Source organism: Holophaga foetida DSM 6591 (assembly GCF_000242615.2).
In the GTDB taxonomy this organism is placed as follows: domain Bacteria; phylum Acidobacteriota; class Holophagae; order Holophagales; family Holophagaceae; genus Holophaga; species Holophaga foetida.
Window position 1 is genome coordinate 801,585 of record NZ_KI912268.1, and the last position, 17,613, is coordinate 819,197.

Below are 17,613 nucleotides of genomic sequence, written 5' to 3' on the forward strand. Positions count from 1 at the left end.
AAAGGAGAACCCATGAAGCGATCCCTGATCGTGAAGGACCACCTGGAAGAGAAACTCAAGGACAGCGGGCTCGTCGACCCGGTCTCCGAGAACTTCACCAAGGCCATCAACACCGCCCTGGAGCGCTATTTCAAGGCCTGCGAGCGCGCCCGTCCCCGCCTGACCATAGGCCAGTGGGAAACCATCAAGCAGTCCTTGATTCAAGAAAGCAATGCCAACGACGAGTCCCTCGAAGTGCCCTTCCTGACGGACCCACGCCAACTCGTCAGCCTGGTAGAAGGCTTCCTCCTTACGGACGATTACCACGACCTCAAACGGAAGCAGGAGGTCGATGGACTGGACCTGCGCGACAAGCTCAGCCGGATGAGCTACCTGGAACTCCTGACTGTCCTCCAGGCCATGGAGGCGGAGCACGCCATGCGGCTCCGGTGGACCAACCGCATCATTGAGGAGGTGAAGCAAAACGCCGAGAACCAGGAACTGGTTGGCCGCTTCAGTGAGGAATATCAGAAGGTTCAGAATGCCTTGCTCTGGCCGGATGTCGTCGGGTGGGAGTGCTGCGGCGTGGATCCCGGTCCCGATGAGATAGTGATAGAGGCGGTTCCCTCCCCCACGATTTCCGATCTCAGCGAATAACCCACCCAGCCAGCCCAGGCAGGGCACCCCGTCCCCGCCCTGAAAACGACGCGCCTGTCCGCCAATTTCGCCCTATCCCGACCAAACTCGGGCATGGCGGAGCCTTGCCCCGAATCATATCTCTCGGGGGTGCCAACATCCTAGCCACCACTCACGAGGGGCGCGCCTTCGGCCTGCCTCATCCACCGACACCCATTGTCGCCCCCCCTCCCCCACCCTTTCCCCACCTGGTCATCCAGGTGCACCGGAGGTTTCCATGCCTTACTCACGCCAACTCAGCTCCTCCAATCCGGGCTGCATCCTCTTCCTGCTGGACCAGTCAGGCTCGATGTCCGGGGGCTTCGCCGAACAGGGGGGTCCCTCCATCCCCAAGGCCCAGGGGGTCGCGGACTGCGTCAACCGCCTCATCCAGGAGCTCATCCTGCGCTGCCAGCAGGGGGAAGCCATCCGGGACCGCATCCACGTGGGGATCATCACCTACGGCGGCAGCGCCCAGATGCCCCAGGCCTTCCGCAGCCTCTCGGAGCTCAACGCCCAGCCCCTGCGGGAGGAGAGCCGCACCAAGATCGTGCAGGTCTACGACGGGAGCGGCGGCACAACGCCCCAGACCATCGAGGTCAAGTTCCCCATCTGGTGCGACCCGGTGGCCAGCGGCGGCACGCCCATGTGCGGGGCCCTGGACCTGGCGGCGGAACGACTGAAGGCCTGGGCCGACGCCCACCCCTCCAGCTTCCCCCCCATCGTCTTCAACATCACGGACGGGGAGGCCACGGATGGCGACCCTTCGGCGGGCCTGGGCAAGGTGAAGACCCTGGGCACCGATGACGGCAGCGCCCTGGTCTTCAACCTCCTGCTCTCGAATGGGCACGGCGCCTCCCTGCACTTCCCCACGGACGGCAACGGCGTGAACGCCGCCCCCCTGCGGACCCTCATCGAGGGTGCCAGCCCCCTGCCGGAGGCCATGCGCCAGCGGGCCGCCCAGCTCTACGAGACACCCCTGCCCGAGGGTTCCCGGGGTGTGGTCCTCAACGGCAGCATCCTCGACGTCGTGAAACTGCTGGACATCGGCAGCACCCCCGCCAATGGCTAGGCCTGCGGTCAGCGTCTTCGCGGTGCCCAAGGCGGAACGCCAGGGACAGCCCAGCGACGATCGCTACGCGGTCTGCGGCCTGCCCAGGGAGACCCGTCTGGCCCTCAGCGATGGCGCCACCACCACCAGCGAAGCCGGGCTCTGGGCCGAACTCCTGGCCCGGGCCGGGGCGGAGTGGCGCTGGCCCTGGGCCCTGGACCCCCGCTTGCACCAGCGGATCCAGGCACTGCGGGGGATCTGGGGCCAGGAGGGCTGGAAACGCCTGCCCCAGCCCCCCCCTTGGTTCCGGATCGAGGGCCTGGAGCGTGGGGCCTGGGCCACCCTGCTGATGGTGAAGATCAAGGAGGACACTTGGTGGGCCCAGGCGGTGGGGGACACCTGCCTCCTGCACCTGCGGGGGGGCCAGCTCATCCAATCCTTCCCGTACACCAGCTCAGAGGAATTCCAGGCGGCCCCCTGCATGGTGGGGAGCCTCCCCCGGGAAGGCGAGGCCCTGGGCACCCTGCCCCTCCGCGCCAAGGGGAAGTGCCGCCGGGGGGATCTCCTCCTGCTGGCCACGGATGCCCTGGCCAAGCGCTGGCTGCAGCCGGAGATAGAAGCTCCACCGCTGGAAGACTGGCTGGAAGGGGGCGATCCGATGGCCTTCGAAGACTGGGTGGCCCGGGAGCGGGCGGCCCATCGCCTGGACGATGACGACACGACCCTGATGGTGTATCCATGCCCCTGAACCTGCCCACCCTGGGGGAATTCCAGGAGGCGATCCTCCACCCCCCCTCGGCCTTCCGAATGCTCGAACTCCAAGGATTGCACCCCGCCCTCAACAGAATGGGCAAACCGCTCTCATGGAGCGGCGCCTTCGGCATCGTGTTCCGGATGGAGGGTGGGTCTTCATTCTACGCCGTGAAGGTCTTCACGCAGGAGATCAGGGATCTGGTGTCCCGCTACCACGCCTACCAGACTTTCCTGGAGCGCTGTCCGCAGGACTTCAAGCGGCATCTGACGGGCTCCCTCTGCCTGGAGCAGGGCTTCCTGGTCCGGGGCCGGCCCCAGCCCTGCATCGTCATGCCCTGGATCGAGGGGAAGCCCCTCAACGACTGGGTCATCGCCAACGTGGCCCACCGGGAGCGCCTGCGCTGGCTCCAGGGGCAGCTCCGCCGGATCTCCAGGGGCATGGGACAGACCGGCTTCTCCCACGGGGATCTTCAGCACGGCAATCTGCTGGTGACGGAGCAGGCCCTGGTGATGGTGGACTATGACAACCTGACCCTGCCGGGGATGCCCGCCCTGCCCTCCACCACCAGCGGAGTGCCGGGCTACCGCCATCCCCAGGGGGGACCCGGGACGGCCCTGGCCTGCCACGACCGCTTCGCGCTCCTGGAGAGCTTCATCGCCCTGGAAGCCCTGATGCGGGCCCCGGAACTGCTCAGGGGCCGCATGGGGGAGGACTTCATGCTCTTCCAGGCGGAGGACCTGCGGAACCCGCAACGGAGCCCGCTCTTCCAAGGGATGTCCAGGGATTCCCACCTCAGGCCCTGGGCCGACCTGCTCATGAAGGTCTGCCAGGAAGCCCCGGATCGCACGCCGGAGCTGGACAAGCTGCTTGCCAGGGCCACCTTTCCCGAGGCCCTGCCCCCGGTTCCCGCCAGCCTCCAGTCCCCCCCGGTGCTCGCCGCAGGCCCCGTCCCGCAGGCGCCCCCATCGAACCCTGAGGCAAACCCCTTCCCGGCCGCGCCTCCGATCCAGGCTCCAGCCCCGGCACCGGCCCATGTCCCCTCGTCCTCCCGTTCAGGCACCGCCTACGGCTGCGGCTGCTTCGCCTTCCTCCTGCTCCTTCTGTTCGGGGGCGTCCTGGGCCTCCGGAGCTGCTTCCGGAGCAGCCCCACCCCGCCGCCCCTCCACGCCCAGCTCGAAGGGGAGCTCAAACACCAGCTCGTTCTGATGGATGGCATGCGCGACAAGCTGAAGCCCCTGCTGGAAGCCCCCAAGGATGCCAAGGGCAACCTGCTCCAGGGCGCCATCCCTGCGAGCATCGCCCCGCGGAAGCCCAGGGGCCTGAGCGACCAAGCCTACCTGCTGCGCCTCTCCACCCTCCTGGAGATCCAGGTGGGGGCCTGCGCCCAGGCCCAGGCGGTGCTCAGCTCGGACAGGAAGCACCCGGACTCCGCCACCATGAAGACCTGTTTGGCCCAGATCGACGGCCTGCCGGACGACGTGAAACGCCTGCTCGTGAGGTGAACATGGGACTCTTCCATTGGATGTTCGGCACCCAGGGCGGCTCGGGCCTGACCTGCACGGTCTGCCGCCGGGAGCTGCCCCGGCGCTATCTCATCGGACCCGAGCGCCAGGGTTTCTGCCCCTCCCACAACCTGGATCGCTCCTTCTGCCGGGTCTGCTCCAGCCCCATTCCGCCCGCAGCCCAGAGCTCGCCCTTCTGCCAAGACTGCCGCCAGAGTTCCGTGGGCCAGGCTGGGGAAGCCATGGCCCTGCTGGGACAGGTCCAGCGGGAGCTCCGGGAGCTGGGCCTCCCCTGGTGGCCCCAGAGTGTGCCGGTGAACCTGAGCGCCGCAGTCCAGCCACCCCATGTCGCCACCATCCACTGGCAGCGCTCCCAGGATGCCCAGGGGCGCCGCCGGGTGACCTTCCAGGAGATCCGGGTCAGCCCCGACTATCCAAGGCTGTATCTGGGAAGCCTCCTGGCCCACGAACTCGGGCACGCCTTTCTGGTGCAGCAGGATCTGGAGGGACTGTCCCCGGTGATCACGGAGGGCTTCTGCGAGCTCTGCGGCTGGCTTTGGCTGGGCCGCCAGCGGGATCCGAGGGCCGTCCGGCTCCGCGCCCGCATGGAAAACAGCATCACACCCATCTATGGCGAAGGCCTGCGGGTGATGATCGCCTCCCTCGGCCCCCAGGGGATCGCGGGAATCGCAGCAGGACTCAAGGTTACTGGTTCGCCTACGGCACTCGCCGCCCGGCTATGCTGATTTTTCACCCCCTTGGACACGGAGACCCGCACCATGACGAAGAACCTCCAGAAGATCGAGACGGAAGGCCTGGTGGACCAGTCCCGCCTGAAGGAGGTGGTGCGCCTGATGAGGGAGGCAGGCCCCCATGGCCTGACCCGCCAGGAACTGGCCTCCAGGATGGGCGGCGTGAGCCTCCGCACCGTGGAACGCAGCCTCAAGCTCCTGGAAGGCCAGAAGGCCGAGATCGAACGCCAGCGGGAGGGGCGTTCCACCCACATCCGCTATGTAATGAAGGAGGGGCCGACCTGGGATGAGCATGTCTCCACCCAGGCCCGACTGGCGCTGCGCCTGGCCAGCCTGACCCTCAGCCAGGGGGCGACCTCGATCCTGGACGACAGCCTCAGCGCCCTGGAATCCCTGGTGACGGCCCACATGTCCACCCAGGACAAGCGCCTCTTCGAGACCCTCCAGAAGGCCATGCAGGTACATGGCGGGGTGGACGAGTACCATGAGCCTCCGGACATCCTGGAGCCCATCCTCAAGGCACTGGGGCAGGGTTTCGAGCTGGAGGTGCACTACCAGGCGGCGGCGGCCAAGGCGCCGAGTCCCCGCACCGTGGTGCCCCACTGCCTGACCTTCGACATCTTCTCGGGGGGCTCGTACCTGGCCGTCTGGGATCCGGCGGACCGGAAGCCCAAGCACCTGCGCCTCAGCCGCATCATGGAGGCCAAGGTGGGCAAGCGGCCCGGCATCATTGCCGAACCGGAGCTGATGGCCCGGGCGGCCCGCTACCAGATCGGGGGCTGGCTTTTTGGCGGGGAGCCCTTCCAGGTGCGGGTCCGGATCCGGGGCACCCACTGGATAGAATCCTTCCGGGAGGCCCCCCCGGCCCTGCCCGATTTCGAAGTCCAGCCCCTGACGGACGAGGAGGGGGTGGAAGTGAGCTTCATGGCCAACCACCTGAACGGCCCCTCCCGGTGGGTGCTCCAGTTCGGCTCCCAGGCCAGGGTGCTGGAGCCTGCAGACCTGCGTGAGCACCTGCGGCAGCAGCACCTGGAGGCCGCAGCCAACTACTATGCCTGAGGCCTGCGATCCCCTGGTCCACACCCTGCGCCTGGCGGGGCTGGCACCCCCGGAGATCTTCCGGACCCTCCTGGACCAGGAGGCTCCGGAGGCCTCCTTCCGCGCCCTGCTCCCCTTCATGGACCTCTGGGACCGCCGCCTGGCCCTGGGGGCTTGGCTGGAGGAGCCGGGTTCCTTTGAAGGGCTGGACCGGGTCCGGAAGCTCCTGGACCTGAGTTGGGAGAGCCTGTGGGTCAGCGCCGGCATCGGCGGCCTGGATGAGCCCGGCCTGGGGCGGCTCCGGAAGTTCCTGGAGCAGGCGCCCCCTACCGATCTGGCCCTGAGCCTCCGCCCCCAGGAAACCCAGGAGAATATCTGGGATCTCTTCATCCCCCCCCGAAAGGCGCCCCTGGATCTTGAGGTGATGTCCTCCTGCTGCGCCAGGAACTCACTCCACCTGGGAGAGATCCGGCTGGACGGCCTGCATTTCCGGCGCTTGGCGGAGTTCTGCACGCCTCTCACCTTGCGGCGTTGCCATGGCACCCTGGTCTGCGATCACCTGGAGACCTCCTCCTGCTTCACCCTGGACAAGGAAGTGGGGGCCAATATCGGAATGGCCCGCTGCCGGATGATCCAGCGGGTCCTCCCTGGCATCGGGGACCTCAACGCATGCATGCCGGAGGGGCCGCTTCGCTGGAAGAAGGGCGAGCTCGGCCCTGAGCCCTTCGAGCTGAATCCGGATCCGCCGGAGCACCTGCCTCCGCCGAGCCCCCTGGGCCGACGGAATGGGCGCCCCTGGCTGCCGCGAGGGGCCGAGGGAGAGGGCCTGGAACTCCATGGACTGAAGGGCCTGCGTTCCCTGCCCCGGGACCTGAAGCTGCGCTGGCTGGACGTCCGGGAATGCCCAGATCTGGAGCGGGCCGGAAGCGCCATCTTCCTGGAGCTGGCCCAGCTCTCGGACCTGCCCGCCCTCCGACGGCTCCGGGGTCCCTGGTCGGTCTTCGGCCCCCTCTATCTGGTGCGCTGCCCCAGCTTGGAGGCCCTGCCGGATGCCCTCTGGGTCCAGGGGAACCTGCACCTCTCGGAATGCCCCGCCCTCACGGCCTTTCCCAGGAAGCTGCGGGTGGAGGGGCACCTGGTGGTGGACCGCTGCCCGGGGCTCCCGACCACCCTTCCTCCCGGGGTCCAGGTCCAGGGCCGGGTGTATTTCAGCTGAAGCGGTCCCAGAGGATCTGTCCGCCTACCACAAGATCTGGGGGCAGACTGCGGAGCTTCGGGACTCCATTCAGCACGAGATTCTTTCCCACCACCGTGCCTGGCCCCAGTGCCCGCAGGCGGGGGCAGTCCTGGATCACCAGATCCGACTGGACTTGAAGGCCCGGCGGCAGACGGGTCAGGGCGCAGGACACCAGGGTGAGAAGACAGAATCGGGAGTTCGCCCCCAGACTTGCCAGGCGCTTGAGGCGGGTCAGATGCAGACCGAAGGGTTGGCCGGAAGGCTTCGGGATGCGCTCCAGGCGCGGACAGTCCGAGATGGGAACGATCCCCCCGGTCCACCCCCTTGGAAGCGACTTGAGGCGGGGGCAACGCGAGACCCTGGACACTTCCATTCCAGCCGGAAGGCGCTGGAGGGTCGAGCGCTTGAGGAAGACTGAAATGCCGGAAATGGAGGCGGGGACCGGGGTGAAGCCCGCCAGAGTCAGCCACTGCGTCTCGATGGGTCCCAGGAGGCGAGGGCGGGCGACATTCCTCAGGACCAGCCCCTGTTCCGCGGTCACCCCCGCGCTGCGGGGGCCGCCCTCCAGGATGAAGATCGCGCCTCCCAGGAAGCCCGGCGGAATGCGATAGTTGGCCCCGGAGAGCGTGACTTCCAATCCAGCCGCCCCCATGGACACCCCCGGGACCCGGAGGAAGGGGGCCCACTCCGGACGCCGCGCCAGGAGGGCGGCCCTGGCACCAAGTTCGGAGTACCCCGTGCGGCGGAGGGCCTCCAGCATGGGGCCGGGCTCCAGGGCCCCTTCGGCCAGCTTCAGGAAGGCCTGGAAGCGTGCCGGCCCTTCAGTCCACACCTGATGGACAGGGCCCACCAGGCTCTCGGCGGAAAAGCCCATCCGGAAGAGGTTGTCCAGGACGTCCATGGGATGCCGGTCATCCTTGCAGAGGAGCTGCAGGAGGACCTTCAGCTCTCCCAGAAACCCGGATCCAGGGGAAGGGTCGAGGTTCATCATCGGTTGGCCATGCCGTGGGCCAGGGTCAGGATGGCCAGGCAGCAGAGGAAGTAGGTGAGCAGCTCGTCCAGGGCTTCCATGGCATGAACTCCATCACCAAGTATCCGTCGACCAACCGACAGCCACTGTCGATCCAGCGATCCCATCCTGGAAACATGAACCAAGACCACAACACCCCCCTCTTCGCCCTCGACTTCGAGACCACCGGCCTCAGCCCCAGCTTCGACCGGGTGGTTGAGATCGGCCTCGCCGGGCCGCGCCCCTACCACGCCCTCATCTCCGATGCGCCCCCCAGCTCGCCGGGGGCCCAGGCCTGCCATGGCATCACCCAGGCTGAACTCCAGCGGAAGGGCCTGCCGGAGGAGGAGGCCTTCCAGGGGCTGCTGGAGGCCCTGGGGGAGGGTCCGGTGCGGATCGTCTGCCACAACGCCCTCTTCGAGCGGAGCTTCCTGGAGCAGTGGGCGAAGCGTCTCGGCCGGGAACTGCCCGGGATCCAATGGCTCTGCTCCCTGGAGCTGGCCCGGGAGGTCTGCCGGGATTTCACGCTGCCCAGGGCCCTGGAGAACCTGGCCTGGCTCCTGGGCCTGGACCACGGTGCCCTGCACCGGGCCCCCGCCGATGCCGAGCTGACCTTGAAGGTCCATGAGGCCCTCCAGGCCTGGGCCCAGGTGAAGGGCGCCCTGGGGGACCGCGATTTCCTGGTCTACCTGGCAGGTCCCCTCCGCGGGGACGGCACAGCGGAGGATATCCGCCACAACCAGACCCGGATGCTCCTCCAGGCCCGCTGGGCCCAGGCGGTCCTTCCCAAGGCCACCCTAATGGTGCCCCACGCCAACTTCGCCTTCCTGGACGAGAGCCAGGACCGGGACGGCCGCATCCGAGGCCTCGCCCTGCGGGGCTGCGAGAAAGTGCTCTCCCGCTGCGACGCCATGGTCCTCTGCGGCCGTGAACTGAGCCCGGGCATGGCCATGGAACAACGCCTGGCCAAGAATCTGCGGATTCCGACCCTTCAGGTGCCGGGGTGGGATGGGCGGCCCGCCGTGGAGGCTCGCGAGGAGGGCGTGGCGTAACAGTTCGCGGAATCCACTGTCCCTGAGGAAAACCCGGAGAGCATCGGCAAGGAAAACCGTTGGAGAGTCCGCCATGACACCCTTCGAGGTATTGAAGCAAAGCCCCGAGCCCCTTCCCCCATGGCTCCGGGGATTCGATCACGGCGACGCATTCTGGAGCGAGGCATTCTTCGGCTCCCGGGTCGTCTACTACCCAGGTTCAGGGACCGATGGGCAGCCCGTGGAACTGTTCGGGTCGACCCACAGCGCCCACTGCTTTGTGTATGTGGACTACAGACTGGAGCAGGCCGCCATCGAATGGGAGCTCACCCACGCAACCCACGGATTCCGGGGATACCACACCTTTGCCCGGGTCCAGTTGGCCGAGCAGGACCTGTCCTCCGGAGGCTGGCATCCCCACATTGAAGCCGAGGACCGGACCCGTTACGGAAGGGCTGATGTCGCACCTTTCGGCTTCCTGGAGATTCTGGAGCAGGATCCCGACCGGAATGACAGCCATGGACGGGATTTGTGCGAATCAAGAACACGGATGGGCACCCGGGAGGAATGCATAGATGCCTGCGCTTCCTTTTTCAGCGAGCCGAGTCAGAACAGGCCGCCACAAAGGGGGGCGACAGAGGGCCCGACCCTTCTGGATACGGCCTGACTAACGTTTGAAAACGTTCTCCCGATGCCAGCCGAGGAAGCCATGATGAGGGCGCTGTTCCGGGGCTTCCGGCAGGGCCAAGCGACGGTCCGGACGTAGTAGCCTGCCGAGGTCGTCCGGAAGGCCTTGGGGCGACACCAGGATGCCCATGTCATCGCCCACAGCCAATAGGCCACGATCGAACAGCCAATGAAGTGTGCCGGTGAGGGCGAGGCCGTTCCTTACCGAGTCCGGCCCCTGGGCCGCGACCGGGCGGATGTGGGCGGCCTGGACCTCGGGGCGCCCGCCACCGTTGATGAGTCGGAGTCCGGAGAAGGCGCAGGTGTCCCGATATGCTTCACGCACTCTGCGCCGGAAGGCCTCCTCCCGGAAGGGGCGCGTGATGCACTGTTCCACTAGGGGACGAGCCTCGTAGAGAACGACATCTTCGGCCACCCTCTGGGCCAAGGCGGCATCTTTGATTTCCCAGGGTGCGAGGTCCCGTTGGAAGCCCGCACGAACGATGGCCTCGAATTCGTGTGGCGGAAGTCCACGCACCGCACGGCCGAAGGCCCCTTTGTTGGTGCTCCCATCCGCCTTCTGGAGTGCGGACTCCCAGTAGTTCCCCTCCCCCCGAAAGGCGATGGGGTGATCGAACTCCAGATAGCTATCCAGGTAGGCATAGAAGTGGTCCTGATGTTCACGATCAGACTCCACGCGCAGGAGGCGGGCCATGGCGAAGTAGGCTTGCCGACCGCCGCCCTGGCTCCGCCTGGGCTCGTAGTAGAGAATCCAGTCGCCCACCGCGGCCTGGATCTGATTCAAATAGGTGCGAGGGAAGTGATAGCGGAACTCGGGCAGATCATCGTAGATCGATCCCACGGAAGTCGTCAGGACAGCGTTGGCCATGGGGCCAGGCTACCAGGTTGCGAACCGATCTGAAGCAGCGCCTGCGCGGCGCTCCATTTCCTCAGCTCCTGCGGAAAACCCGGTTGGCGGCTCCTCGAAGCCCCTGAAGCTCAGGAGTTTTCCGAAGTGCCGCCAAAAAGGTGCAAGGAGTCAGGGGAATTTAGGGCGGGCCGTCCTGCTGCCGCTGGAGAAGCTCCAGCAGCACATCATCCTCAAGGTAGAAGAGATCCCGCTCAGGCCGATCCATGGTGTTGAGGCCACAGAGCAGCTGGCCCAGGCGCAGATCCGGATTCCGCGCCCATACCTGCCCCAGCACTTCCAGCAGGGGACCCATCCGGGCTGGATCCCGACCACCCGGTGGGTGCCCGAAGGTCCAAGCCCCGATCTGCCCGATCAGATCGTCAAAATCCGAGGGGTTCATTCCTCCACCTCCTCTGGATCCACCGCCCCGGACGCCGCGTGGATGCCTTCCAGGGCCCGTTTGACGGCCCCGAAGACCCGGCCCTTGATGTCATTGGGGATGCTGGTGTCTCCGGCAATGGACTGGCCGGCCCCCCGGGCCCAGTCCAGACGCATGCGGTCCCTCAGAGCGTTGGCGGTACCGGGATAGGCCAAGGCGGGGGCCACCAGGGTGTGCAGGAGGTCGATCTGAGCCTGGACGGGCTCGCCGGCGGCCGCAGCGCGATAGATCACCTGAAGCTGCTCGTTGCCCCGCTCCACATAGGCCCCGAGCTCCCCACGGGTCCGCTGGAAGGCATTCCAACGGTTCAGCTTCTCGCGGTGCGCCCTCTCCTTGGCCAGCGCGATGCGTTGCGCCTCCTCCTGACGTTTGAGTTCCGCCAACCGGGCTTCCTCCGCACGCTGAGCTTCGGCCTCCCGTTCCGCCTCCAGGCTGGCGACCCGCTCTTCCGCGCCCCGGATCTCCCCCTGGGCTTTCTCCAGGGACCATCCGGGCACCTGGGGATCGGACAGCAGGGCCTCCCGGTCGGCGATCAGACGCTTCAGCGCCTCCTCGCTGCCGATCTTCAGGCGGAGTCGGGCCAATTCGTAATGGTCCCGGGGATTGTCCGCCAGCTTGGCGAGACTGCTCTCGGCCGTCTCCAGCGCCTCGTCACTCTCCTTGCGGAGTTCCTGAAGCGCAGAAAGCTTGAACCGGAAGGTATCGGGAAAGGCCTTCCCTTTGGGCGCTCCCAGGCCCAGCTCTGCCCATTGGTAGGGCAACTCCCAACGATGCCCGAGCTCCTCCGCGACCTGGGTGCGCAGCGGGGTCGGAACCCCCTGGGGGCAGTAGTGGACCGAACGCTCCAGGAGGCCGTGGACCAAGGGAAGATCCCGGGCCTCCCAGGCCCGGCCCCAGGCGGCCTCCCAGGGGGCCGGAGGAATCGTGAGCCCCTGAAGCCAGTCTTCATCGAAGCCCTCTGGCACGGCGCCCTTCAGCAGGTAGGCCTCCGTGCCCAGGATACGGGCGCCTTCGGAACGTAGAATTACGTCCCGAAGACCGGGCCAAGTGATGTAGACCCGAAGCAGGAGATAGCGTTCCGCGCGGAGCAACTCCCAGGAGCCCGGGACGGCCTTCTTCCCCTTCTCCTCCCGGAGCATGGCTTTGAAGAAGGGCCCCAGGGCCGTGTCCCTGGAAGCCTTCTCGCCGGCCTTGTGCTCCCCGCTCGCCCAGAGGACCTGGGCCTGGAGGTTCTCCTCATCCGGGCTCAAGCGATCGAGATCGTCGATGAGGTCGAGCACCCCCAGTACCCCGCAGTTGTCGCCGGAACGCTTGGCTCCGGTAAGTTCCGTGCGGAGGAGGCCCGGCACCTCCCCCACCTGGGTGCTGGTCCAGTAGGCCTTCGGCCTCTGGAACTTCTCGACCAGGGACTGATAGGCCTGGTCCCGGGCGGAATCCCGGGAGGCCTCACAGGGCGCGCCAGCCGCAAGACTCAGGGACAGACCCATCAGAAGGGAAAGGTGCCACACGCTCAAGAAAACCTCCCTCAGAAGCCGAAGTTGACCCGGGCGAGGAAGGAGCCTTCCTTGCCGGCCTGCTGGTAGATGAGTTCCGGTGCCAGACGGAAGGCGCCGGAGTTGAAGCTCAGCCCGGTGCCGACCTGGAAGCCCGCAGAACGGACCTTGTCCGCCTCATCGCTGTAGCCCTCCCATTCAATGGTGCGGGTCTGGTGGATGCCCCCCGCCAGGAGATACCAGTTCTTGCCGACCCCGTTCACCAGGCTGAAGAGGCCCTGGATGTAGAAGGTGCTGTAGTTGCGTTGGAATTTTTCGTTGGGGAGGGCGTCGATATCCAGATCCTGGCTGGCGTAGGACCAGCCCCAGCGGGTGCTGAAGCGTTCGCTGTGCAGAACCTGGAGGCTGAGGCCGACGTCGTACCCGCTCTTCTGCTTGCCGGAAGTGGTGAGGCCGTCGAGCTCGATCTTGGAGGACTCCTGGGGCACCAGGGCGCCCACATGGACATTGAGGAGGACGTTCTGGTTGAAGTGCTGGGCGAAGGCCGGGGTGGCCATGGCCAGGGCCAGCAGGGGGGTGAGGGTGCGAAGTCGCATGGGCTCTCCTTAGGATTGGGGGTTGGTGGAGGGAAGGCTGGCCAGGGTCTGGATGTCCTTGGCGAAGGGGTCGAAGCCCTTGCGGAAGCCGGAACGCTCCATCCGCTTGGACGAAGGGTTGAAGGTGAGCACGGCCCAGTAGGGCACTGTGCCCGTGATCTGGTAGGGGACTTTGATGAGACGGCCGCCCAGGTAGGGGTTGTAGCGGAATTCCTCGCGGTACTCGGTGGTCACTTCCTGGCGGGTGCCGACCTTGATGGCAAGACGCTGTTCCGAACTGTCTGAACGGATTTCGGGGAAGTAGCCCTCGCCCTCCACCGGCAGGAAGCCATCCACGGGCACCACGCTGGCCCTGTCCTTGCGGATCATGCCCACGGCCGCGATCCCCTTGCGCCCGCCGCTATAGACCAGGGGGACACTCCAGCCAAAGTCCGCCGCACCGTGGGCCGTCCCGGAGGCCGAGATCCAGAAGCTGCTCGCCCCGGGCCAGGCCTTGAAGTTGCCCAGATCCTTCTCGGAAGTGAGGAAGGCCGACCAGTTGATCCCTGCGCGGGCAAAGATATCCGCCAGGTCCCCGGTGTTGATCTTCGCGGGGTCCAGCTTGGGCAGGCCTTCCTGGAATTCCGGAAGGTTCCAGAGGGTCAGGGCCAGGGCCTGGCGGGCCTCGCCATAGAGGCTCTGGCTGGAATCGAAGGCGATCTTCTGGAGAACCTTGAGGTCCCGGACGCCCAGAAGGCAGAGGGCCGCGACCCGCTCCCCTGTCTCCATGCCCCGGGCCTGCTCACAGGCCTGCAGCAGCACCCTGGAGCCATCCTTGTCCTCCAGGAGCAGGAGGACCTTGGCGGCGGCGAGGGTGGCGCGCTGAACCTCCTTCCTGTCGCGGTCCAGCTTGAGTCCGAGGAAGAACTTGGCGGCCCCCGTTGCCACCGGCTTCAGGTCATCGATGGACTCCAGGGAAAGGCCCATGGCGGCGAAACCCTGGCGGATCTCCCGAAGCTCCTTTTCGGCCACCTCCACCGCCAGATCCCGCTCCTTCCCGTTGGGCCAGATGGCGGTGCTCTTGGAGAGGAAGCCCACGGTGTTCAGGTTGCCGATGAAGCGCTCGGGTCCGTTCAGCACGGTATATCGGTACCAGGAGCCGCTGTCGTCCTTGCTGCGCTCCAGGGCCAGGGCGGCGACGAAGAGGGCCTGCAGGCGGCGATTGCCGGGCTTTTCCACCAGGCCGCGCTTGGCGATCTTCATGGCGTCCTCGTAGTCGCCCCCCTTGATCGCCGAAGTGGCCTCCCGCTCCCAGGTGGAAGGGGCAAGGGCGACATAGGCGGCGGCGCCTCCCCCGACGAGGACGGCACCCGTGATGCCGAGTACCAGATGTGTCCGTTTCATGCTGCTCTCCTTGGCTTGAAGAACCACTTTGCCGATACCGGCGCGACAATGACCGTCGGTCGTGGAATTTCCAGGCAATACGGCCACGGCGTCCATGCCGGATCCGGAAAGCCTCAGGACTGGCCCTGAACCCCGCTCAAGCCCCGGTCAGCCGCCAAATCTTGAGCGGGCCCCGCCCATCGCCACCCGGCAGGTCGGTGGCGATGCAGGTCAATTTCCGACCGCGGTAGTCCAGGACAGTGCCCCGGGGCGAGTGGACAAGAAGATCATCCCCGTTGGCACCATCGGTGCAGATCAGGCCACCCTCCAATAGGCGCGACAGGATGACATCCAGCAGCACAGGCATAAGCCATCGCTGGTCGCTCCCACCCTCGCCCGCACTGTCTCCCCGGTAGTAGAAGACCGCAAGAGGACCGAGGTCCTGAAGAAAGGTGAGCAGCCCATCCTTCCTGTGACTTGTCACCGGAAGAGGGTAACCCTCCAGGTCCTTTGAGGCCTCCTCTCCGCAGATGACGGTGCCGATATGCGGCAACCCCTTGCCGCTGGTGTGCGACCGAAATTTGGGACGGTGCCCCGCAGGCTTGAAGACATCAGCGAAACGGCAACGGCTCACGTAGGGGCCGAACACTTGGAGGGCGTGTCCGATATCGTCCCCGCAGCAAGGGTAGAAGAGTTCGCCCCAGGGGATCTCTGTCCCAAGAAAAGGGCATGGGGTCATGTGCCCGGCCAACGCAGAGTGCTCGGACCATTCGGGAAGACGGGCCCCCGCCAACTCCTGCAAGTGGCGATCCGCTTCGCGCCTCATGGCGTCTATTTCTGCGAAATCGATGAGCTCTTCCTCTTCCATCCGTAGCTCCTGCAATCCATGGGTCCTGAGATCCCTGTGATATCCGTCGGATTCGGCCGCGCACCCGCAGCCCCCCGCTCATCGCCCGAGGATAGAGCCTGTCTCACGACAGCCGTTGTCGCAGGCCAACGTGCATAACTGCGGGGCGCAGACCTGGGAACCATGGGGAGTGCTGTTGATGGCAGGCGTGAGCTTTAACATCCACCGCTGTCACTTCAGGACTCTCCCGGCCCGGAAGCCTGGTGCAGCTTTGATTCATGGCATAGGCCGGAGGCCGCCGAAACGGTATCCGCTATGCGGGTCTGGCGCTCAGATAGCCGGAAGGGTGAAGTCAGCCAAGCCTCAGCAGCTCACTTCCGCATCGGATTCCGTCTCCGGTTTCTGTTTCCGGTTCGGGCGCCAGTTCCGGGCTGCGGTCAAGGCCGCAGTCAGACTCTCGCGCGCCCCCTCGCTGGGGAGCTTTCGGGGGGGAAGGGCCGGTGCCGGCTGGGGCTTCCCCTGGCTGGCTTCGGGAACTTTGGGCCGCACAGGCTCGGCCAGGGCCTTCTCCAGCACGATGAGGCGGTGGCGGGCCCGGGAATAGGCGGTGTAGGCCAGCCGGGCGCCATCGGCGTGGCGGTAGGCGGGGGCCAGGTAGATCACGATATCCGCCTCCAAGCCTTTGAAGGCCTGGACCGTGCCCATGCGGACCTGATCGGCCCGGGCTTCATCCCCTTCCCACCAGTCCGGCTGGGTGTTCAGGCCCCAGGGGCCCATCATCTGACCATCCTTGAGCCCCAGGGAAGCGGGGCGATGGGGCGCCAGGATCATGACCTGGCCAGGTTGGGCGCCCGCCTGGGCAAGGGTCTCCAAATGCTTCGCCAGATCCCGCTTCCAGGTCTCCGGACTGCTGCGCTGGGCCAGGAAGGCGCCATCCTCCGGGATATTCTCGGGGGCCTCCCAGCCGCATGCTGGGAAGGCCAGGCAGGCGGCACGACGGAGGGCCGGGTGCTGGCGCAGGCTCAGATCCAGGCGCCAGGGCTGGCCGAGGTCGTGACGGGCCTCCCGATAGATGCTCTGGGCAGGATCCTCCAGGAGGAGCACGGGGTCCGACTCGGGGTCGCCCAGCAGGCCCAGCAGGGGCTTCACCCAGCTGGGATCGAGATCCTGGGCCTCGTCCACCACCAGGGCGTCCCACTGGGGCGCCGGTCGAAGCTCGGGATCAGAAAGAAGATCCGCCAGGGCCTCCGGCACCGCCTGATTGAAGAAGATGGCCGTATCCGTGGAGGGAGGCAGCCGCCGGGCATCGGCGAGCAGATTCACGGCGTAATCATGATAGGTGCTGACCTGGACCCGTTCCCCGAGTTCATCCAGGACGCACTGGGTAGCCGTGGTCAACGCCCGATTGAAGGCCAGAACCAGCACCCGGCGCCCTTCCGAGGCCCAGAGGCGGCTCACCTTGCGGGCCAGGAGGGACTTGCCGGAACCGGGGCCCCCCTTGAGGTGAAAGCGTCCACCGCTGAAATTCTGGGCGAGATGGTCCAGCAGAGTCGCCGCCATCAGATCCTGCACCCTGCCCTCGGCTTTCAGGATCTCGGCCAGGGAGGCATTGGGAAGGAGCTCGGGCAGGAGTGCGCCCAGGAGCTGCCGCATGACCTCGGGACGAACCTGATGGTGCTTGGCCTCCGGAGTCCAGCGCCATTTGTCCCAGGCGACCCCACCGGTGACCGCCATGCGCAGGGATTCAAAAGGACGCTTGAGCTTCTCCCGGGTCAGGATGCGACAGGCGGGAAGATCGGGCCCCAGATCCTGGTCCTCCCGCAGGGGAAGCATCGGAAGAGCCAGCACCCGCGTGACCTGGGGACGGAAGCTCAGCCCCGCCTTGGTGAGAAAGGCCAGCAGGGCGTACTGCTGCGCCAGGAGCTGCTCGCCCGGCGTCTCATCCAGCCGCTCCTCCCGCCCCTCGGCGTTGCGGCGGATCCAATAGTCCCCCCGGGGCTCCACCCCTCTGCCCTTCACCTCAACGATCACCAGGCCCAATTCCGGATGGACCACCAAAAAATCGATCTCCCGGTCCAGGTTGGTCTCGGCATCCAGCAGGCGTACCCTCGCGAAGACATGGGTGTCCGGCGGCAGGGTCCGCAGGTGGTTCAGGACCTCACGCTCGCTGAGGAGATGGGGCGGGATGCGGACGGGATCAGGATGGGTGATGGCCATGGATTGAGGATGGCAGAGGGTCCGCCCGCGCGCAGTGCTGTGGGCCAAGATTTCG

18 protein-coding genes are annotated in these 17,613 nt (G+C 66.5%); 9 read left to right on the top strand and 9 right to left on the bottom strand.

The window, feature by feature from the left end:
- The first annotated feature begins 12 nt into the window (after nucleotides 1-12).
- The 7 genes from HOLFODRAFT_RS0203455 (at nucleotide 13) to HOLFODRAFT_RS0203485 (ending at nucleotide 6,967) form a co-directional block, all read left to right on the top strand.
- Nucleotides 13-636, top strand: a complete 624-nt coding sequence (locus HOLFODRAFT_RS0203455; RefSeq protein WP_005031479.1) for a hypothetical protein — start codon at nucleotides 13-15, stop codon at nucleotides 634-636.
- 256 nt (nucleotides 637-892) lie between these two features.
- The gene (locus HOLFODRAFT_RS0203460; protein ID WP_005031480.1) at nucleotides 893-1,726 is read left to right on the top strand and encodes a vWA domain-containing protein; all 834 of its coding nucleotides are present in this window, start codon (nucleotides 893-895) and stop codon (nucleotides 1,724-1,726) included.
- On the top strand, nucleotides 1,719-2,453 hold the full coding sequence (locus tag HOLFODRAFT_RS0203465) for a hypothetical protein (protein ID WP_005031484.1): 735 nt from the start codon (nucleotides 1,719-1,721) through the stop codon (nucleotides 2,451-2,453). Before HOLFODRAFT_RS0203460 ends, HOLFODRAFT_RS0203465 begins: the two co-directional genes overlap by 8 nt.
- The gene (locus HOLFODRAFT_RS0203470; RefSeq protein WP_005031485.1) at nucleotides 2,444-3,961 is read left to right on the top strand and encodes a protein kinase family protein; all 1,518 of its coding nucleotides are present in this window, start codon (nucleotides 2,444-2,446) and stop codon (nucleotides 3,959-3,961) included. The genes HOLFODRAFT_RS0203465 and HOLFODRAFT_RS0203470 overlap by 10 nt, the downstream gene beginning before the upstream one ends.
- 2 nt (nucleotides 3,962-3,963) lie before the next feature.
- Entirely contained in the window at nucleotides 3,964-4,707 is a 744-nt protein-coding gene (locus tag HOLFODRAFT_RS0203475) for a protein DA1 (RefSeq protein ID WP_005031487.1), read from the top strand.
- Nucleotides 4,708-4,740: 33 nt separating this feature from the next.
- Nucleotides 4,741-5,772 (top strand): helix-turn-helix transcriptional regulator, encoded by a 1,032-nt coding sequence (locus HOLFODRAFT_RS0203480; RefSeq protein ID WP_005031488.1) that lies wholly within the window; start codon nucleotides 4,741-4,743, stop codon nucleotides 5,770-5,772.
- Entirely contained in the window at nucleotides 5,765-6,967 is a 1,203-nt protein-coding gene (locus HOLFODRAFT_RS0203485; RefSeq protein ID WP_005031489.1) for a hypothetical protein, read from the top strand. Before HOLFODRAFT_RS0203480 ends, HOLFODRAFT_RS0203485 begins: the two co-directional genes overlap by 8 nt.
- Here the strand turns inward: HOLFODRAFT_RS0203485 and HOLFODRAFT_RS0203490 are convergent.
- Nucleotides 6,960-7,979 (bottom strand): hypothetical protein, encoded by a 1,020-nt coding sequence (locus HOLFODRAFT_RS0203490; protein WP_005031490.1) that lies wholly within the window; start codon nucleotides 7,977-7,979, stop codon nucleotides 6,960-6,962. The two genes, HOLFODRAFT_RS0203485 and HOLFODRAFT_RS0203490, sit on opposite strands and share 8 nt — an antisense overlap.
- Nucleotides 7,976-8,125, bottom strand: a complete 150-nt coding sequence (locus tag HOLFODRAFT_RS24760) for a hypothetical protein (RefSeq protein ID WP_158412905.1) — start codon at nucleotides 8,123-8,125, stop codon at nucleotides 7,976-7,978. Before HOLFODRAFT_RS24760 ends, HOLFODRAFT_RS0203490 begins: the two co-directional genes overlap by 4 nt.
- A 9-nt stretch (nucleotides 8,126-8,134) precedes the next feature.
- Here HOLFODRAFT_RS24760 and HOLFODRAFT_RS22530 point away from each other — a divergent pair, with 9 nt between their 5' ends.
- Both HOLFODRAFT_RS22530 and HOLFODRAFT_RS0203505 read left to right on the top strand, forming a co-directional pair.
- Entirely contained in the window at nucleotides 8,135-9,049 is a 915-nt protein-coding gene (locus HOLFODRAFT_RS22530; protein ID WP_005031491.1) for a 3'-5' exonuclease, read from the top strand.
- Between the two features lie 73 nt (nucleotides 9,050-9,122).
- Nucleotides 9,123-9,695: a hypothetical protein gene (locus tag HOLFODRAFT_RS0203505; RefSeq protein ID WP_005031493.1), complete on the top strand. Its 573-nt coding sequence runs from the start codon at nucleotides 9,123-9,125 to the stop codon at nucleotides 9,693-9,695.
- On the opposite strand, the gene HOLFODRAFT_RS0203510 is transcribed toward HOLFODRAFT_RS0203505, so the two are convergent.
- The 7 genes from HOLFODRAFT_RS0203510 to HOLFODRAFT_RS0203540 all read right to left on the bottom strand — a co-directional run bounded on the left by HOLFODRAFT_RS0203510 (nucleotide 9,696) and on the right by HOLFODRAFT_RS0203540 (nucleotide 17,606).
- Nucleotides 9,696-10,583, bottom strand: coding sequence for an HNH endonuclease (locus tag HOLFODRAFT_RS0203510; RefSeq protein ID WP_005031495.1), 888 nt, complete (start codon nucleotides 10,581-10,583; stop codon nucleotides 9,696-9,698).
- A 160-nt stretch (nucleotides 10,584-10,743) separates the two neighbouring features.
- The gene (locus HOLFODRAFT_RS19120; protein WP_005031496.1) at nucleotides 10,744-11,004 is read right to left on the bottom strand and encodes a DUF1040 family protein; all 261 of its coding nucleotides are present in this window, start codon (nucleotides 11,002-11,004) and stop codon (nucleotides 10,744-10,746) included.
- Nucleotides 11,001-12,557: a hypothetical protein gene (locus HOLFODRAFT_RS0203520; protein ID WP_005031497.1), complete on the bottom strand. Its 1,557-nt coding sequence runs from the start codon at nucleotides 12,555-12,557 to the stop codon at nucleotides 11,001-11,003. Before HOLFODRAFT_RS0203520 ends, HOLFODRAFT_RS19120 begins: the two co-directional genes overlap by 4 nt.
- An 11-nt stretch (nucleotides 12,558-12,568) precedes the next feature.
- Nucleotides 12,569-13,132, bottom strand: coding sequence for a hypothetical protein (locus tag HOLFODRAFT_RS0203525; RefSeq protein WP_005031499.1), 564 nt, complete (start codon nucleotides 13,130-13,132; stop codon nucleotides 12,569-12,571).
- 9 nt (nucleotides 13,133-13,141) lie between these two features.
- Nucleotides 13,142-14,515 carry a hypothetical protein gene (locus HOLFODRAFT_RS0203530; protein WP_005031500.1) on the bottom strand — a complete coding sequence of 458 codons (1,374 nt, stop codon included), beginning with the start codon at nucleotides 14,513-14,515 and terminating at the stop codon, nucleotides 13,142-13,144.
- 136 nt (nucleotides 14,516-14,651) lie between these two features.
- Nucleotides 14,652-15,362 (bottom strand): hypothetical protein, encoded by a 711-nt coding sequence (locus HOLFODRAFT_RS0203535; RefSeq protein WP_005031502.1) that lies wholly within the window; start codon nucleotides 15,360-15,362, stop codon nucleotides 14,652-14,654.
- A 342-nt stretch (nucleotides 15,363-15,704) separates the two neighbouring features.
- Complete coding sequence (locus HOLFODRAFT_RS0203540; RefSeq protein WP_026939005.1) at nucleotides 15,705-17,606, bottom strand: nuclease-related domain-containing DEAD/DEAH box helicase; 1,902 nt, start codon at nucleotides 17,604-17,606, stop codon at nucleotides 15,705-15,707.
- Nucleotides 17,607-17,613 lie beyond the last annotated feature (7 nt).

Coding starts and splice junctions, on each gene's coding strand:
- HOLFODRAFT_RS0203470 (WP_005031485.1), top strand. CDS start 2,444: ATGCCCCTGAACCTGCCCACCCTGGGGGAATTCCAGGAGGCGATCCTC.
- HOLFODRAFT_RS0203480 (WP_005031488.1), top strand. CDS start 4,741: ATGACGAAGAACCTCCAGAAGATCGAGACGGAAGGCCTGGTGGACCAG.
- HOLFODRAFT_RS0203475 (WP_005031487.1), top strand. CDS start 3,964: ATGGGACTCTTCCATTGGATGTTCGGCACCCAGGGCGGCTCGGGCCTG.
- HOLFODRAFT_RS0203510 (WP_005031495.1), bottom strand. CDS start 10,583: ATGGCCAACGCTGTCCTGACGACTTCCGTGGGATCGATCTACGATGAT.
- HOLFODRAFT_RS22530 (WP_005031491.1), top strand. CDS start 8,135: ATGAACCAAGACCACAACACCCCCCTCTTCGCCCTCGACTTCGAGACC.
- HOLFODRAFT_RS0203485 (WP_005031489.1), top strand. CDS start 5,765: ATGCCTGAGGCCTGCGATCCCCTGGTCCACACCCTGCGCCTGGCGGGG.
- HOLFODRAFT_RS0203505 (WP_005031493.1), top strand. CDS start 9,123: ATGACACCCTTCGAGGTATTGAAGCAAAGCCCCGAGCCCCTTCCCCCA.
- HOLFODRAFT_RS0203460 (WP_005031480.1), top strand. CDS start 893: ATGCCTTACTCACGCCAACTCAGCTCCTCCAATCCGGGCTGCATCCTC.
- HOLFODRAFT_RS24760 (WP_158412905.1), bottom strand. CDS start 8,125: ATGGGATCGCTGGATCGACAGTGGCTGTCGGTTGGTCGACGGATACTT.
- HOLFODRAFT_RS19120 (WP_005031496.1), bottom strand. CDS start 11,004: ATGAACCCCTCGGATTTTGACGATCTGATCGGGCAGATCGGGGCTTGG.
- HOLFODRAFT_RS0203530 (WP_005031500.1), bottom strand. CDS start 14,515: ATGAAACGGACACATCTGGTACTCGGCATCACGGGTGCCGTCCTCGTC.
- HOLFODRAFT_RS0203490 (WP_005031490.1), bottom strand. CDS start 7,979: ATGATGAACCTCGACCCTTCCCCTGGATCCGGGTTTCTGGGAGAGCTG.
- HOLFODRAFT_RS0203455 (WP_005031479.1), top strand. CDS start 13: ATGAAGCGATCCCTGATCGTGAAGGACCACCTGGAAGAGAAACTCAAG.
- HOLFODRAFT_RS0203465 (WP_005031484.1), top strand. CDS start 1,719: ATGGCTAGGCCTGCGGTCAGCGTCTTCGCGGTGCCCAAGGCGGAACGC.
- HOLFODRAFT_RS0203525 (WP_005031499.1), bottom strand. CDS start 13,132: ATGCGACTTCGCACCCTCACCCCCCTGCTGGCCCTGGCCATGGCCACC.
- HOLFODRAFT_RS0203535 (WP_005031502.1), bottom strand. CDS start 15,362: ATGGAAGAGGAAGAGCTCATCGATTTCGCAGAAATAGACGCCATGAGG.